We start from the raw sequence: 15,809 nt of genomic DNA, 5'->3' as shown, positions 1-15,809 counted from the left end.
ATCCACATGACATTTACACTAATAATTCTAGCAACCCTTACAATTACAGCTCTTCTAGTCTTCAAGACTAGGGAGAATATCGAGACTACGCTGCCCTTGGCGGCTTCTCTTATGATGCTCATATTATATGTTCTTGCAATCATGGGCCGCATGGGGTGGATAACTATCCTGGCAGCGCTTATCATTGTGGGAATCGGGGCCGCTATCTTTACCATGTATCGACATGGCTCCATGGCATCAGCAACCGGCAATAGCTCCTCACAAGGCCTGATTTCTGCAGGTTTATCAACTCTGATTCTATTTACACTTCTAATCATCGCAGTGACCAGCCTCACTTCCAGCCAGGTTTTCACCTGGTGGGATGACATCAACTTCTGGTCCTCTGATGCTAAACAGCTCTTTTTCCTAAAGGGCTTCCCAGGCAAGTACGGCAACGTATCTCCGGAGTTTGGAGATTATCCGCCTGCAACATCAATATTCAAGTGGATTTTCCTGCAGCTTTCGCCTAGCGTTTACAAAGAATCTCTGCAGTTTGCAGGGTACTTTACTATGAACGCGGTATTTCTTTTACCACTGGTGGGCCTTGGAAGAGAAGCCATCTTCAGTGTGAAAGACAAGAATTGTGATGAAGATAGTAAGCACACTTCAGCTAACAAGAGCACCGCAGACAACAATTGCATTACCAAGCTCTTCTCAAACACTCCAATGAAGACAATACTTTTCATTGTATTCTTCACAGCAATCATGCTTCTCCCTGGCGTGTTTAGTGGAATCATCTACTATGGAACTCCTGCGGATGTGACAATGGCCATTCTTTTCGGCAATCTTCTTTATGCAATCTGGGACAAGAAGGACAAGAGCAGTCTCTTTTACTATGGAAGAATCGCCTTCTACACAGCGACTATGCTTCTAACCAAGTCCGCGGCTATTGAGTGGGCCATCTTTGCGCTGGCTTTCTACTTTGTCATGGGGGATGGTTCCAAGAAGATTATCGGAGCCATCGCGCTTCCAGCGGGTGCCTACGGAAGCTGGCTTGTGTTCTGCTTCCTTAACAGGCGCGTGGCTAAGCTCACTGGCGCAGGCCTTAAAATGGCCAAGTCCGGGGTTACCATGCCTCAGAACGCCATGGACAAATTCAAATATTTCGTGCAGGGCTTCTTTACCATGCCGATACACGCGGATCATAACATAACGCTGGACATTTCCACTGGCGCAGCGGTGATAGCTCTTTTCATCCTGCTCTACATTATCTATAGAAGGAAGCTTGTGAGCGCTCGGGAGTACGTGAAGCTCCTAGTGTACGCGCTGGTGACGTTCCTTCTGACCTACGGCATTATCTTCCTGGCCCACGTGACCATCTTCCAGACGGAGGATCAGTATCTGGATGCCTTTGCCATGGCCAATTCTCTTGGAAGGTACGGCTGTCCCTTCACTCTGGGCATGACATTTCTTCTTATCGGAATTGCGCTTAGAAGTGATGGCGCCGCAGAGACCAAGGAAAGTCGCAGTCATAGTCTGGCTGTAGTGGTGATCGCAGTTCTGATCCTGTTTACTGCCAACTATACCGGCGTCCATAAGTATCTCTTTTCCTACAGGGATGCGGTGGCGGAGAATCAGGCCTACGTTGCAGACATGGTGGGAGATGAGGGCCGAACCATCGTTTCAGCCCTTCAGTCAAAAGAGCTATGGGGCCAGCGAGTCCTTGTAGTCAGGGACGGTCACACTTATACCTGGGTCCACGACGCCTACACCAGTAAGGAAGCCTGTCCTGTGGCCCTTGTGTACGGAACCTACAAGGCTGAAGAAGATACTTCTGAGACTATCGCAAATATGATAAAATCAAGTCATGCAAGCTACGTTTACGTCCTTGACTACGACGGCGCATCCTGCGAGCTGTTCCAGCCTTTGATGGCTGGCGAGCAGTACCAGAGCGGATGCGTGTATGCGGTGAACTACGTGGGAAACGGCGTTGAGCTGGTTACGAAGTGATCAGTGAATAGTAGACTGATTAGCAGTGAGATGTAATGAAATGATTTGAGAGTTTGCAAATCAGTATAGATATAATCAGATAATTAGCAATTTTATATGAGGGAGATTATGGGGATAATTCCAATTGTGATTCCGGCCTACGAGCCAGACGACAAGCTCATTGGGCTGGTTGAGAATCTTAATAGTGAGAATATGGGGCCGCTGGTGGTTGTGAACGACGGCTCTGACAGGGCCCAGTATGGCTACATTTTTAACAGGGTAAAAGAGCTAGGGGCAGCAGTCCTTGATCACGCAGTGAACATGGGTAAGGGACGCGGCCTCAAGACTGCTTTTAACTACTGCCTTAACGAGTGGCCTGATCTTGTGGGCGTTGTGACTGCTGACTCCGACGGACAGCACAGCATCGAGGATATCAAGAAGTGTATTCAGGCTTTGATTGATAATCCTGATAGGTTCAGTGAATCAGTTAGTGATTCAGATAAATCAGTTGATGAATCAGATAGTGAATCTACTGAATCAGAAATCCAGTACGGAGCACTGGTTCTGGGCTGCAGAGACTTTAATCAGTCTGATGTTCCTCTTAAATCCAGCTTTGGTAATAAGACAACTTCCCGTGTCATGAAGATCCTGGTGGGGCTTTCGATAAGTGACACCCAGACCGGGCTTCGCGGCATAACCAGGGAGTTTATGAAATTTCTTTTGACAGAAAAGGGAGAAAGATTCGAGTTCGAGACCAACATGCTGTTGGCCACAAAGGACCTGGGAATCAGCATAGTAGAGGTGCCTATCAGGACCATTTACCTGGAGGGCAACACAGGGACTCACTTCAATCCCATCAGGGATTCAGCCATGATCTATGCGGTGTTCTTTAAGTTTATCTTTTCATCCCTGTCATCATCTGTTGTGGACGCCTTGATGTTCATGCTGGCCTGCAATATGACAAGAAATGTCCCAATGGCAGTGAGCTATATCATTGTGTCTACAGTGATTGCCAGAGTTGTCTCTGCGACTTACAACTTCCTGGTGAACTACAAGGTGGTGTTCAAGGGAAAGGGCAGCAAGCGAAAGGCGGCTGTCAGGTACATTGCTTTGGCGCTGATCATTATGTTCCTCAGCGCTACGCTGGTGGATATGTTCCACGGCTTTATTCCCGGGGTTCTGGAGATTTTCGTCAAGATTCCTGTGGATGTGCTTTTGTTCTTTATGAGCTTCTTTGTTCAGAGGGAACTGGTTTATAAAGACTAACGAGGCTTTGGGGCCTTCAATAATAGCGCGACTAAAGAGCTGCTTTTCTTTTTGAGGAATGCAGTTCTTTTTTTGTAACCTTTTGTCCGGGTGGATTGTACTATTAGTATAAGGCCTTAAAAAGGAGACACACAAGAGCTTTGACAATAAAGAGCATATACGCGCATGGCTGCTCAGGGTGGCAATCAATAAAGCAAAAAACATTCAGACCTCATTCTGGCGGAAGAATAAGGTTGCTATTGATGGATATATAGATTGGGACAATAATGGCGGAGATTCCGCGATTAGATATTACATCTATGATTAAAAAAATATATGAAAGAAAATGGCTACGAGTGCGATTACACAGAGCTTAGCTTAGAGGAATTGCAGGAGATTCTTCCTTTGGTGAGTGAGTAGTTTTAAAGCAGGCTTAAAATCAAGATTTCCTGAATTTAGGCCTGCCAATGAGCTCGTGGCTCCTGGAAAAAGCAGGCTTAAAATCAAGATTTCCTGAATTTAGGCCTGCCAATGAGCTCGTGGCTCCTGGAAAAAGCAGGCTTAAAATCAAGATTTTCTGAAATTAGGCCTGCCAATGAGCTCGCGGCTCCAAGAAAAAGCAGGCTTAAAATCAAGATTTTCTGAAATTAGGCCTGCCAATGAGCTTGTGTATCCTGGAAAGAGCAGGCTTAAAATCAAGCTTTCCCCAAATCAAGCCTGCCCAAGAAAGCTTAAAGAAAGGTCAAGGAAAGGTCCCTTTCGGGATAGAAGAGCTATCACAGTAAATATACGTACATAAAGATGAAGTGGCAGAAGCTTCCGGCCATGACGAAGAGGTGGAAGATCTCGTGGGTGCCGAAGTAGGGGTGGCGTTTGTTGAACTCAGGCATTTTGATGGCGTAGAGGATGCCACCCAGGGTGTAGACGATGCCGCCCACAAGGAGCCACAGGAAGCCGCCAAGGCTAAGGGTGTGGTAGACTGGGCCAAAGACCAGGACCACGATCCAGCCCATGGTGATATAGATCACAGAGGAGAGCCACTTGGGACAATTAATCCAAAGGAGCTTAAGGCCGATGCCAAGAAGGGCCATGATCCAGACAGTTGCCAGAAGTGGAAGGCCGATGGCGGGATCCAGCACCAGAAGGCATACTGGGGTGTAGGTTCCTGCAATCAGGACGAAAATCATGGAGTGATCCAGTTTTCTGAATATCTTGATGATGGCTGGGCTGAGCACAACTGCATGGTAGGTGGCGCTGGCGCCGTACAGGAGCATGAGGCTCACTGCGTATATCATCATGGCAGCGACGTAATTGTTGCCAAAGCCTGAAGCCTTTATTAGAAGTGGAAGGGCGGCTCCTGCTGTGGCAAATAGGGCTGCCAAATGTGTAAGGGCGCTTCCTGGTTCTCTGATGCTAATCTTCATGTGGACCTCCTGTGATGTAGTAATTAAAACTACATGTTGTTATATGAATATTACAATCATACCTTAAACTGTGTCAAGGTTCACATTTTAATTTCTAAAAACTCTCTTAAAACATTCTTAAAATACACGGTATACAGTTATTTTTTTGACGCAGGATGCTATACTTGTATATGGGAGTTTGTCTCTTTTAGCTGTTGTATTGTAGAAAGGTGGAAATAATGAGTGATAATACCCAGGATAAGAAGAAAAAGGTAAAAAAGATAAGCACGAAGCTTATTACCTACATTGTGCCACTTGTTACAGTAACAGTTCTTGTGCTGGTGGCAGTTGCATCTAGTATGGCCAAGTCTAGGATGACAGAAATGGCAAACGAGACTTTGGAATCTTCTATTTCGAATCAGGCGGACAATATTGAATCCTGGCTTGAGACGAATCTTAAGTTTTTTAATACTGTCAAGCACACAATCGAGGCTGAGAAGCCGGATAATACACAACTTCAGGCCATGCTGGATTCGTTCTACGGCTATAATTCGTCATCTCCTGAGGGATTATATATCGGGTGTAGTGATGGCTCTTTTTTCAAAGCAAGTGAGTCAGATTTTACAGCCTCAAACGTTACGGATGCGGAATGGTACAAGCAGGGTATCACCAGAGTGGATATGGCCTATGGTACAGCCTACAGAAACAGTGAAAACGAGCTTGTGGTCAGCGCTACAGGTATCATAGATGATGGCGACAGTGATATTAAGGTAATTGGCGCAGACGTTACGCTCAATGAGATAAGTATCATCGTTAACTCAGGCGTTAAGATGTCGAATGCCAGTTCTTTTCTTGTGGATAAGACAGATAATACGATTCTGGCCCACAGAGACTTCAGTTTGATCTCTTCAGAGATAACAGAGAACAGCTCTGATGAGCTTATTAGCGGAGCTGCTAAGGCTATCAATTCTGGAGATTATAAGACAAAAGAAATTGGAAATTACGTGGTGGCATTTTCTGAGATTTCAGGTACTGACTGGATTCTTGTATCATATATTCCAACTAGCGTGATTCTTAAGACGGTTTCACAGATGGGCAATCTGCTTATGATTATTGGCGTGATCGCGGTTGCTATTACGGTTCTTGCTATTCTGTACGTGGTTAAAAGAGTTATTGCACCTCTTGCACATATTACTGACAGCATCACAGCTATGTCAGAGGGCGATTTTACTATAACAGTTGATTCCAGCAGCAATGATGAGATTGGCGTGATGGGTAACAAGGTTACAGAGTTTGTTGCTTCCATGAGAAATATGCTCACCAGTATCAGTCAGGAGTCTGAAAAGCTTAAGGATGAGTCGGATAATAGTGACAGAGTATCAAAGATAATGTTTGATGCTTCAGAATCGCAGGCAGAAGCCATGAAGCAGCTCAATGAGACTGTTGACCAGCTGGCAACTGCTGTTAATGATATTGCTCAGAACGCCACAACCCTTGCTACAGTTGTGGCAGATACAAGAGATAACAGTGATAAGGCTAATGAGAGTATGAAGCAGACTGTTGAGATTTCTCAGAAGGGCCGTCAGGATATGGAAAAGGTCAGCGCGGCCATGAGCGGAATCGAAAATGCCAACAACGAGCTGGTTGAGTCCATCAACAAGGTTGGCACTGCTTCTGATGAGATTACTAATATTGTAGGCATGATCGGAGAGATTGCAGAAGAGACCAATCTTCTTTCTCTTAATGCCAGCATCGAGGCTGCAAGAGCAGGTGAAGCAGGAAAAGGCTTTGCTGTTGTCGCTACACAAATTGCCAAGCTGGCACAGACCTCTGCAGAAAGTGCACAGAACATTGGAAATCTTATCGGTGAGGTTCACAAGCTTATTGAAAATGCTGTTGGACAGGCTAATGCTTCAGCAGAAAGCATCAGAGAAAATGGCGAGCTCATAAATGTGGCTGTGGATACCTTTGATCAGATCTATAACAATATCCAGGAATCTAATCAGCTTATCGAAGCCATGATCGAAGATGTACAGAAGGTTGATGACGTTGCTACTAATGTTGCTGCAATTTCTGAGGAGCAGGCAGCGAGCGCTGATGAAATTCTGGCAACCTCTGAGAATATGGTGGATATGGCTAATAACATTACTAAGAGTAGTCAGGACGTGGCAGACAATTCCCACGAACTGGCAGGAACGTCGCAGACACTTACTTCTTATGTTCAGAAGTTTAAGATTTAAGGAGGTAAGGACCATGAGGAAAAAGATAACAGCTCTTTTAATGATAGCTCTTTTAACAGTTCTGACTCTGGGTGGTTGTAAAAGCGGATCATCCGGGGCTTCAACAGGTAGTGGTGGTAAGATCTTGTGTCTGTGCACCGATTTAAGTGATACATTCCTTGGAACGCTTTTTGGAGCAATGAAGACCCACGCTTCATCTTTGGGAGCAACTGTGGATATAGTTGAGACGGGAGGAAGCGTTGAGGAGCAGGCTAATCAGGTGGCTGCAGCAAAGGCAGCAGGCTACACTGCGATTATTATGCGTCTTGCCGATGCCAGCACAGCTCTTCAGATGAATGTGGCTTCCAACGATATTCCGATTATTTACGTTAATTCACAGCCTTCTGATGAACATCTGACTGCCAACAAATATATCTTTGCCGGATCCAGTGAGGAACAGGCGGGACAGTATCAAGCAGAGTATGTTCTTAGTAAGCTTGGTAATCCCAAGTCTTTAAATGTGATCATTTTTGAGGGTGAGCCTGGACACGCAGGAACCATCGGAAGAACCAAGGCGGTAAAAGAGACCTTGAAGGCAAGTGGGTGTACTGCCAACTATGTATTTGTGGATTATGCCAACTGGTCTGCGGATACGGCAGCTTATAAGCTGGGAATATTTATGAAGACGGGCCAGAGTGTTGATGCAATTTTCTGTAACAATGATAATATGGCTATAGGAGCCATTGAGGGAATGAAGAAGTATGGCCTTGATTATACCAAGATTCCTGTATGCGGCGTAGATGCTACAACAGATGGTTGTGCTTCAATTGAAGCAGGGGAGATGGCATTTACGGTTCTTCAGGATGCTGATGGACAGGCACTTGCAGCAGTTCAGGCGGCGGTTGCCCTTGGAAATGGCGGAACAATTGAGGGTATTGAGTATGCTGAAAGTGACGGTAAGTACATTTATGTGCCATTTACACCTGTTACTGCTTCGAATGTAAGCCAGTATAAGTGATGGCTGGATGGGGGATGGGGGAAACCAATGGGAAAGAAAGAGAGTATTGAAGGGGTACATTCTAAGCTTTCTAATCCGATAAATGCCATTATTGAGCATGTTCCGGATCTGGACTTTGTAGGAAGAGTCCGGGTCTTTGTGAGGTGGATTTTCTTTGGAGTTCTGACTGGCGCTGTTGTTGGCGCCATCGGAGCTGCCTTTTATCATGGCATTATCTTTGCCACAGACTTTAGAACTTCCCATGACATTATCATAGTGGGCCTGCCTTTTGCAGGCCTTTTAATCGTATTCCTGTACAGGCTCTGCAAGGACTACGAGGATAAGGGCACTAATCTTGTTATCAAGTCTATTCAGGAGGGGGACAACCTTCCTGTTACCAAGGCCCCACTTATATTCATATCCACAGTGCTGACTCACCTGTTTGGCGGATCCACAGGTAGAGAGAGTGCTGCTCTTCAGATGGGCGGAAGTCTTGGCTACAATATTGGCCGTCTCTTTAAGCTCAAGGAAGGCAACATGAAGATCATAACCATGTGTGGCATGAGCGCTGCCTTTTCAGCTCTTTTTGGAACTCCTATGACTGCTGCCTTTATGGCTATGGAAATTGAAAATGTAGGTGTAATGTACTATTCGGCTTTGGTACCTTGCGTTGTATCAGCGCTGGTAGCCTCTGGCGTATCCCGGTATCTGGGAATTGTGGGAGAGGTGTTCTCAGTTGAGGTCGTGCCGGATTTCTCTGTTTATCAGGCTATTTTTACAGCTCTTTTAGCAATCTGGTGCGCAGTGGTGTCTGTGGCGTTCTGCAGCCTTCTTAAGTTCTCTGGAAAGACCTACATAAAGCTACTGCCTAACCCTTACATCAGGGTGTTTGTGGGCGGATGTATTGTGGCTTCCCTGACTTTCCTTTCTGGAACCAGGATATTTAACGGTGCTGGAATCGATGTTATTGAGATGGCGATAAAGGGAGATGCGCCCTATTATGCCTTTCTTGTTAAGATGATATTTACGGCTCTTACGCTGGGGGCTGGTTATAAGGGCGGTGAGATTGTGCCAGCTCTTTATATTGGTGCTACCTTTGGGTGCCTGTATTCACAGATCTTAGGGTTTGATCCGGCTCTTTGCGCAGCTATCGGAATGGGAGCGCTGTTCTGCGGAGTTACTAACTGTCCGATTTCGTCGCTGTTTATCTGTTTCGAGCTCTTTGGATTTAAGGGGATGCCGTATTATCTTTTAGCGGTTGCCCTTAGTTACACGTTCTCCGGGTATCATAGCCTTTATAGCAGCCAGAAGATTGTGTATTCCAAGTTCCATAACAAGTATGTGAATAGGGAGACGAAGTAGTATAATAGAAGATAATCAAGAAAAATTATAAATAATTTACTACACCAACGCGTTAAATTGTGTTAGTATAATAAAAGCCAATTTTTGTGGTGCAAGATTAATACATGTTTAGAATGGAGTAGTATTTATGAAAGAAGTATCAAAGCTCATGGGTGTTAGAGACAGTATAAGAGTCGTGGACGCTACCTTAAGGGATGGCGGTCTTGTTAACGACTTTTATTTTACTGACGATTTTGTGAAGGCTCTTTATGACGCCAACATTAAGGCTGGCGTTGACTATATGGAGGTTGGTTACAAGGCTTCCAAGGAAATGTTTGATGTGGACAAATTCGGCAAGTGGAAGTTCTGCGATGACGACGATGTGTTTGAGGTGCTTGGAGACAAGAACCCTGCCCTTAAGCTGGCTGTCATGACTGACGTTGGACGCTGCGATTACAAGAACGATGTTCACAAGTGCGATGAGAGCCCATTTGATCTTGTGAGAGTTGCTACTTACATTCATCAGATGCCTGGTGCCATCGATATGATCGAGGATGCCAAGAATAAGGGCTATGAGGTTAGCTGCAATATCATGGCTATTACAACAGCTCAGGAGTCAGATATCAAGGTAGCTCTTGAGATGCTGGGTAAGTCTCCTGTTGATGTTATCTATATCGTGGACAGCTTTGGCTCTTTTGTCCCAGAGCAGCTTGCTAGAACTGCCGATATGTACAACGAGTTTGCAGTTAAGTATGGCAAGAAGCTTGGAATCCATGCCCACAACAATCAGCAGCTGGCCTTTGCTAATACTATTGAGGCTGTAGGCGACGGCGTTGATTATCTTGATGCTACATATAATGGAATGGGAAGGGGCGCAGGTAACTGCCCTATGGAGAATCTCCTTAGCTTCCTTAAGAATCCTAAGTATCAGTACTACAATGCTATCAAGTTCGTGGAGAACTACATGGTGCCTCTTAAGGAGAGCGGAGTTAAGTGGGGCTATGATCTTCAGTACATGCTTACAGGCGTGCTTAATCAGCATCCACGCAGCGCTATTGCTTTCACTAAGGATGGCAGAGGCGATTACTGCGAGTTCTATAAAGAGATCATGGGTATTGACTAAAACAAGTTCTTTTTCCAAGCCGTAATGGTATAAGTGAGTAGTAATGGGGACGTTGATTGCGACTGGAACCGCGCATATTACAGTTGGGGGGAGTGCATATGTCTTTTGATATCTCTAAGGTAACAAGATTCGTCAACAAGTACCTCTATTCAATTTCAGATGCAAAGCAGAAGCTGGACAATACCAAGATAAAGGTTGAGTATCCTAATGAGTTCCAGCAGCATTTCAGGATTGCCAAGCTCAACAGGGCAGAGACCATCGAGGCTGATATCCAGAAGGTCTTCAATAGCTCCAATATTGCCCAGGAGATAAAAGAGAACATGGCTAATCACAACTCGGCCATCAGCGGAATCAAGTCCAATGAGAAGATAGATCCTGCCTATACTGTGGCAGATAAGAATACTACAGATCCGTATACCAATAAGAACAGGTCTGCCTATGTGGATCCTATGTCCACTGCGGAGGCCTTAAGGGATCTGTCTACTTCTTCCTATTTATACTCTAGCATGATCCAGAGCTCATTATTCAAGTCTCCGAGTCTTGATGAGGACGAGGATGAGTTTGGTAATGACAATCCGTATTATCCAACTATAAGTAATCTGCATAAGGGGCTTATGTCTATTACAGCCCACGATGAGGCGGCGAATATCCCGGAGAATGCCTATGTGGCGGACTCTAATTCCTATGTCCAGTCGCTGCTTGATGCTTACAGGCAGTACACGGAGACTGTGGATACAAGCGTGTTTGGGGATTTCTTCCTGTAGATTATGAGTGAAATTGGGAGTCAGTGGGGACGGTTCTGGGAGTCAACTAGAACCGTCCCCACTGACTCCTTCTACTGAATATCGATTAATGTATACGATATACCGTAAACTTCTTAAGACTTTCTTAAGATTAACGGCAGAAATTCTTAATTTTTCTCATTTTGACTAGTAATATACATATAGAGTGGTACAATGTTCATGTTGCCGGAACTATTGAGTTTCTAATAGAGATCAGCATTGTTTTGAACAAAAAAGGTTCTTTTGAACCATATAATATTGAGGAGACGAGATATGAAGAAAAGATTTGTAAATGTATTAGCACTTGCGCTTGCAGTTGCTGTATGTGCCACTGGATGTGGCGGCTTTAAGACAGCTAAGGCTGCAATTGAATATGTAGGAGACGGTGTTGCTAACATCGAGGCTTCTGCAGAGGCTAGTGCATTGGCTCAGGCACAGCAGATTGTTATGGAGGACCTTACAGAGCCTGCATTTGAAGAGGCTTCAGCATCAGCTTCCACATCAACTGTAACTAAGGAAGAAGAGGTTACTGAGACACAGGAGGATCAGACAGTTGTTGTATTCTTCGGTGATAGCCAGTTCGCTAACGGTAGGAACGACGGATCAGACCTTCCTAACCTTATTTCGCTTCAGGTGCCTAATTCAAAGTTTTATAACCTTGCTATTGGCGGAACAACAGCAGCTGTTGAGCTTTCAACAGATAACATTGATCCAGCATCATTGACAAGTAACAGCTTTGTAGGCATGACGTATGCTTTGGCTGGCACAGCAGACAGAAACAAGGTTCTTGCTGATTATCCTAACGTTTTAGATAAGATGAATCAGGTAGATCCTAAGACTGTAGATATTTATGTAATCGAGTACGGTGCAAATGATTTCTTTTCAAAGATCCCACTTGATGCAACTATCTACGATGACAACTACCTTCACACATATTACGGTGGACTTATGACTGGTGTTGAGACTCTTAAGAGAATCAGTCCTAACGCTAAGATCGTACTTGTAACACCTTTCTATGGAATCTACTACGATGCAAACGGTGGATACATCGGTGATTCATACATTGTAAGTAACGGTATCGACACTCTTGCTAACTACGCAAGAAAGGCCAGCAATGTAATTCAGTCTGAGGAACTCTACGACTACGATACAATGTTCCAGTCACACTGCGATCTTTACGTTGATCACGCTGACAAGTATCTTGAGGACGGCGTTCACCTTACACTTCTTGGAAGACAGGTATTTGCAAGACTTTTTGCTCACCTTATTAATTTCATGGAAGGCTATGCACCATATGCATTCTTAGAGCAAGACTATATCTACATTGATCAATTTGATCCTAACGAGGATTACAGAGTCCCAGCTCACATCATGAAGGAGTATTACCCAGAGGCATACGAGAAGGTTCAGAATGGCGAGTACCTTGCAGTTCCACCTTATGAAGAGTAAGAAATACGATTATAGATAACAGAAACCGTAGCTAGTATCTGCTAGCTACGGTTTTTATTTTTTTTCTATATTATTAGATTACTATATTACTAGATTATTATCGTGCTAAGATTTCGTTATTACGTGCTTGATTCTACTCTTCATCTTCGCCCTCAAACTTCGGCGTTAAATACATATCACTTAGCGCGATATTTTCTTCCGTCACATCTGTTCCATCATACATTTCCCATACAATCACATCCTCATATACAGGCACCGCCCCGAGAGGCTCTTCCTTCTTCGCCGGCATCACCATAACCATGGCACCATTGGTAAGAAGCGATGTATCAAAGGTTATTAAATAGTAATCATCCTTATTGCCAACATAAGCATCATAGAAAGTCTTCCTATCACTGATGAACTGTGACAAGTGGGAAACAATCAGTGGAAAGCTTGGCTCTTCAAAGCCGTGCTCCGTGTGATCTGTCTTTTCATAATAGTTCGGCGCATCCTTCCAGCGCTCTCTGTCTCTGTACCAGCTATCTGCAAGCTCCGTCTGCATCTTCGGAATCGTATCTGTTAAAAGAGCTGTCAGCACATCACCAAATTCCTCCAGGTAGATCTTATCAACCTTTTCCTTGAATGTGGGACACTTGTTCAGAGCTCGTAGCCAGCCCTTGTTCTGGTTGGTATAGCTATCAAACCACAGGACATCCGCCTCTACGTCTCCTGCGTCAAGCCAGGAGTGGGACATTGTAAGATCGAAATCCCAGATAGGCCCGGCCTTTATAAGACCTGACCCGCTGTCCTTATATACGTAGGTGCTGGCCCTGTCTCCATCCTGATTTTCAAAGAATTCCTGCATCAGGAAGTATCTGGCAAAGGAGTCCTCGTCAATAAACTCGCTGTAATCGGCTTCCTCCGTCAGTGAGGACTTAAGGATGCTGATCTCTGCCTTCGTGATATCTTCTGCAACGTACTCATTGTAATCCTGCTTGCTTACTGTGTTTGACAGTACTTCGCCATCGCACAGCGCGGTTTCAAAATGATTCTCTTTTTCCTCAAGTCTGTAATCGTAGTCGAAGAGCACCAGATATCCGTCATCTTCAAGCTCTATCATGCCTTCATAGCTCTTTATCCTCTGAGATAAAAGATATAGCCCCTTGTAATCCCCGTTGATGTAGACGTTTACGAACTCTGAGTCAGGCACGTACTCGCAGCCAAGAGCCTTGGCGGTCTCGAACACAATCTTGTTTCTGATAAGGGATTCGTCGAAGAACCCTGAGATCAGCACGTAGTCTTTTACCGCGCCCATGCCTAGTAGCGACTTCTTGCCGCCCAGGTCGATGTTGTAGCTCCTCTTGAACTCCTCGTCAGGGAACTCCTTCATGATCTCGCCCCAGGTGGAGTTGCCATGGCCATTCATGGTAAAAGAGCCCTCATCAATCACCGCGCCGCTGCCGTCGTACATCTGATACACAGCCTTGGCCTTGGTGTTGTGCTCGGGATCTGCGTCGATCCTCTCAAGCTCTCCGTACTTAAGCTCGATTGACATGGTAGCCACGTTCTCGTCGAACTCAAGCTCGTAGTCACCACTCATAGTGGGAGCTGAGGTAAAGTCCTTGGAGTACAGCAGAACTGCGATAAACAGGGCTATGCTGGCTATTATTAATGTTATTCTTGTGTGCTTGATTCTACTCATCAATTCTCCGGAAGCGCCTGTGCGCTTTATTTTTTAGATATTTTATTATACCATATAGGGTAGATGTGAGTTTTTGTGCATTATTTTCAGTGAGGTGCAATGAAAGAACCCAAATTTAGACACGAACTTAAATACCTGTGCTCCGACGCAGAACTTAAGGCCTTGAGAGTCCGCTTGCAGCATGTGCTGACGCCGGATCCCCACGCGGACGATAGCGGCAAGTACTATATTAGAAGCATGTACTTCGACGACTACGACAATTCCTGCTATAACGAGAATGAGGACGGCGTGGACGTTAGAGAGAAGTGGCGCGTAAGGACCTACGGCTGCAGCGACCAGACCATAAAGCTGGAGTGCAAGCGTAAAGAACAGGGCATGATCCAGAAGAAAGCCTGCAAACTCACAAGAGAGCAGTTCGGCCAGCTTTGTGATCCTCATAGTCGCATTCTTCCAAGGGCCGATTATCCTGAGCTTCTCAACAGATTCATCCTATTAAAAAGAACTAAGCTCTTTCACCCAAGTACCATCGTATCCTATGAAAGAACGCCCTTTATCTGTGACAACGGCAACGTCCGGGTCACCTTTGATCGCAATATTACGTCATCAACACAGTTTGATGATTTCTTCGTAAAAGAGCTAAAGCAGCGCCCCATCATGGAGCGTGGCCGCCAGCTACTAGAAGTTAAGTACGACGAGTACATTCCGGACTACATATTCCACGCAATTCAGTCTGGGAGCATGCAGCAGACAACATTTTCAAAATATTTCCTCTGCCGCCAGTATTCTATTTAATAGAACGCAGACACCAGTGATATCTGCAATTGATCCACTGCAACCAAGTTACACCAACACGAACAGGAGAACTAAATGAAATTTTCAGACGTATTCAAAAAGTCCTTCCTTGAAGGCTATTCAACTGTAGAACTGTCAACTGAGCAGATTCTTGTGGTAATGCTTATCACAACTATCCTTGCCCTCTACATTTTCTTTTGCTACAGGCTTCTCACAAGGAGAACCTTCTATTCCAAGAACTTCAATCTGTCCCTTGTGGCAATGGCCCTGATCACAGCAGGCATCATCCTGACGATCCAGTCTAGCGTTGTGGTTTCCCTTGGTATGGTGGGAGCTCTTTCTATAGTAAGATTCAGAACCGCCGTCAAAGACCCAATGGACCTGATTTTTATGTTCTGGGCCATCGGCGTGGGAATCATGTGCGGCGCAGGGCTTTCTGAGATTGCGATTCTCACATCCCTCATCGTCACACTGCTTATCTTCTTATTAGATAAGATGCCAGTTGCCAAGGCTCCAATGATCCTGGTTATCGGCGCAGATGACAAGGACGAGACAGCCACAGCCATCGAGAATAGGATAAAAGAGCTAACAAGTTCCTATAAGCTTAAATCCCAGAGCATTTCAAACGGCACACAGGATCTTGTTTACGAGCTTCGCATTAAGGAGGCAAAAGAGCTGGTGGCTAAGATCTCCAAGATTGATGGTGTTACCAGCGCATCCATTCTTTCACATGATGGGGAAGTTACATTCTAAATAGAAGCATTTGCTTTAAATATAGCAATCATGCATGATGACTGAAATTCTTCTTT

12 protein-coding genes are annotated in these 15,809 nt (G+C 45.0%); 10 read left to right on the top strand and 2 right to left on the bottom strand.

Features of this window, described 5'->3' with window-relative positions; translation table 11 throughout:
* Positions 1–6 precede the first annotated feature (6 nt).
* Positions 7–1,989, top strand: a complete 1,983-nt coding sequence (locus tag T541_RS0108695; protein WP_155839485.1) for a hypothetical protein — start codon at positions 7–9, stop codon at positions 1,987–1,989.
* A gap of 108 nt (positions 1,990–2,097) precedes the next feature.
* A complete protein-coding gene (locus tag T541_RS0108690) occupies positions 2,098–3,234 on the top strand; it encodes a GtrA family protein (RefSeq protein ID WP_026652354.1) in 1,137 nt (378 codons plus the stop codon).
* A gap of 755 nt (positions 3,235–3,989) precedes the next feature.
* Here the strand turns inward: T541_RS0108690 and trhA are convergent.
* The gene (gene trhA, locus T541_RS21110; protein ID WP_081779916.1) at positions 3,990–4,637 is read right to left on the bottom strand and encodes a PAQR family membrane homeostasis protein TrhA; all 648 of its coding nucleotides are present in this window, start codon (positions 4,635–4,637) and stop codon (positions 3,990–3,992) included.
* Between the two features lie 218 nt (positions 4,638–4,855).
* Between trhA and T541_RS0108680 the strand changes: the two genes are divergently transcribed.
* The 6 genes from T541_RS0108680 to T541_RS0108655 all read left to right on the top strand — a co-directional run bounded on the left by T541_RS0108680 (position 4,856) and on the right by T541_RS0108655 (position 12,527).
* Positions 4,856–6,856 carry a methyl-accepting chemotaxis protein gene (locus T541_RS0108680; RefSeq protein WP_026652352.1) on the top strand — a complete coding sequence of 667 codons (2,001 nt, stop codon included), beginning with the start codon at positions 4,856–4,858 and terminating at the stop codon, positions 6,854–6,856.
* A gap of 13 nt (positions 6,857–6,869) precedes the next feature.
* Positions 6,870–7,853: a substrate-binding domain-containing protein gene (locus T541_RS0108675; protein ID WP_026652351.1), complete on the top strand. Its 984-nt coding sequence runs from the start codon at positions 6,870–6,872 to the stop codon at positions 7,851–7,853.
* 27 nt (positions 7,854–7,880) lie between these two features.
* Entirely contained in the window at positions 7,881–9,194 is a 1,314-nt protein-coding gene (locus T541_RS0108670) for a chloride channel protein (protein ID WP_081779914.1), read from the top strand.
* 127 nt (positions 9,195–9,321) lie between these two features.
* A complete protein-coding gene (locus T541_RS0108665; protein WP_026652349.1) occupies positions 9,322–10,296 on the top strand; it encodes an aldolase catalytic domain-containing protein in 975 nt (324 codons plus the stop codon).
* A gap of 98 nt (positions 10,297–10,394) precedes the next feature.
* Positions 10,395–11,060, top strand: coding sequence for a hypothetical protein (locus T541_RS0108660; protein ID WP_026652348.1), 666 nt, complete (start codon positions 10,395–10,397; stop codon positions 11,058–11,060).
* 291 nt (positions 11,061–11,351) lie between these two features.
* A complete protein-coding gene (locus T541_RS0108655; protein WP_026652347.1) occupies positions 11,352–12,527 on the top strand; it encodes an SGNH/GDSL hydrolase family protein in 1,176 nt (391 codons plus the stop codon).
* A 133-nt stretch (positions 12,528–12,660) separates the two neighbouring features.
* Here T541_RS0108655 and T541_RS0108650 read toward each other — a convergent pair whose 3' ends face one another.
* The gene (locus T541_RS0108650) at positions 12,661–14,208 is read right to left on the bottom strand and encodes a CotH kinase family protein (RefSeq protein ID WP_026652345.1); all 1,548 of its coding nucleotides are present in this window, start codon (positions 14,206–14,208) and stop codon (positions 12,661–12,663) included.
* 99 nt (positions 14,209–14,307) lie between these two features.
* Here T541_RS0108650 and T541_RS0108645 point away from each other — a divergent pair, with 99 nt between their 5' ends.
* Positions 14,308–15,000 (top strand): polyphosphate polymerase domain-containing protein, encoded by a 693-nt coding sequence (locus tag T541_RS0108645; protein WP_026652344.1) that lies wholly within the window; start codon positions 14,308–14,310, stop codon positions 14,998–15,000.
* A gap of 75 nt (positions 15,001–15,075) precedes the next feature.
* Entirely contained in the window at positions 15,076–15,753 is a 678-nt protein-coding gene (locus T541_RS0108640) for a DUF4956 domain-containing protein (protein ID WP_026652343.1), read from the top strand.
* The last annotated feature ends 56 nt before the right edge of the window (positions 15,754–15,809 follow it).

It is taken from the genome of Butyrivibrio proteoclasticus P6B7 (genome assembly GCF_000622085.1).
GTDB lineage: Bacteria > Bacillota > Clostridia > Lachnospirales > Lachnospiraceae > Butyrivibrio > Butyrivibrio proteoclasticus_A.
The sequence above is the reverse complement of the archived record's forward strand: the minus strand, read 5'-3'. Positions and strand labels throughout refer to the sequence as shown.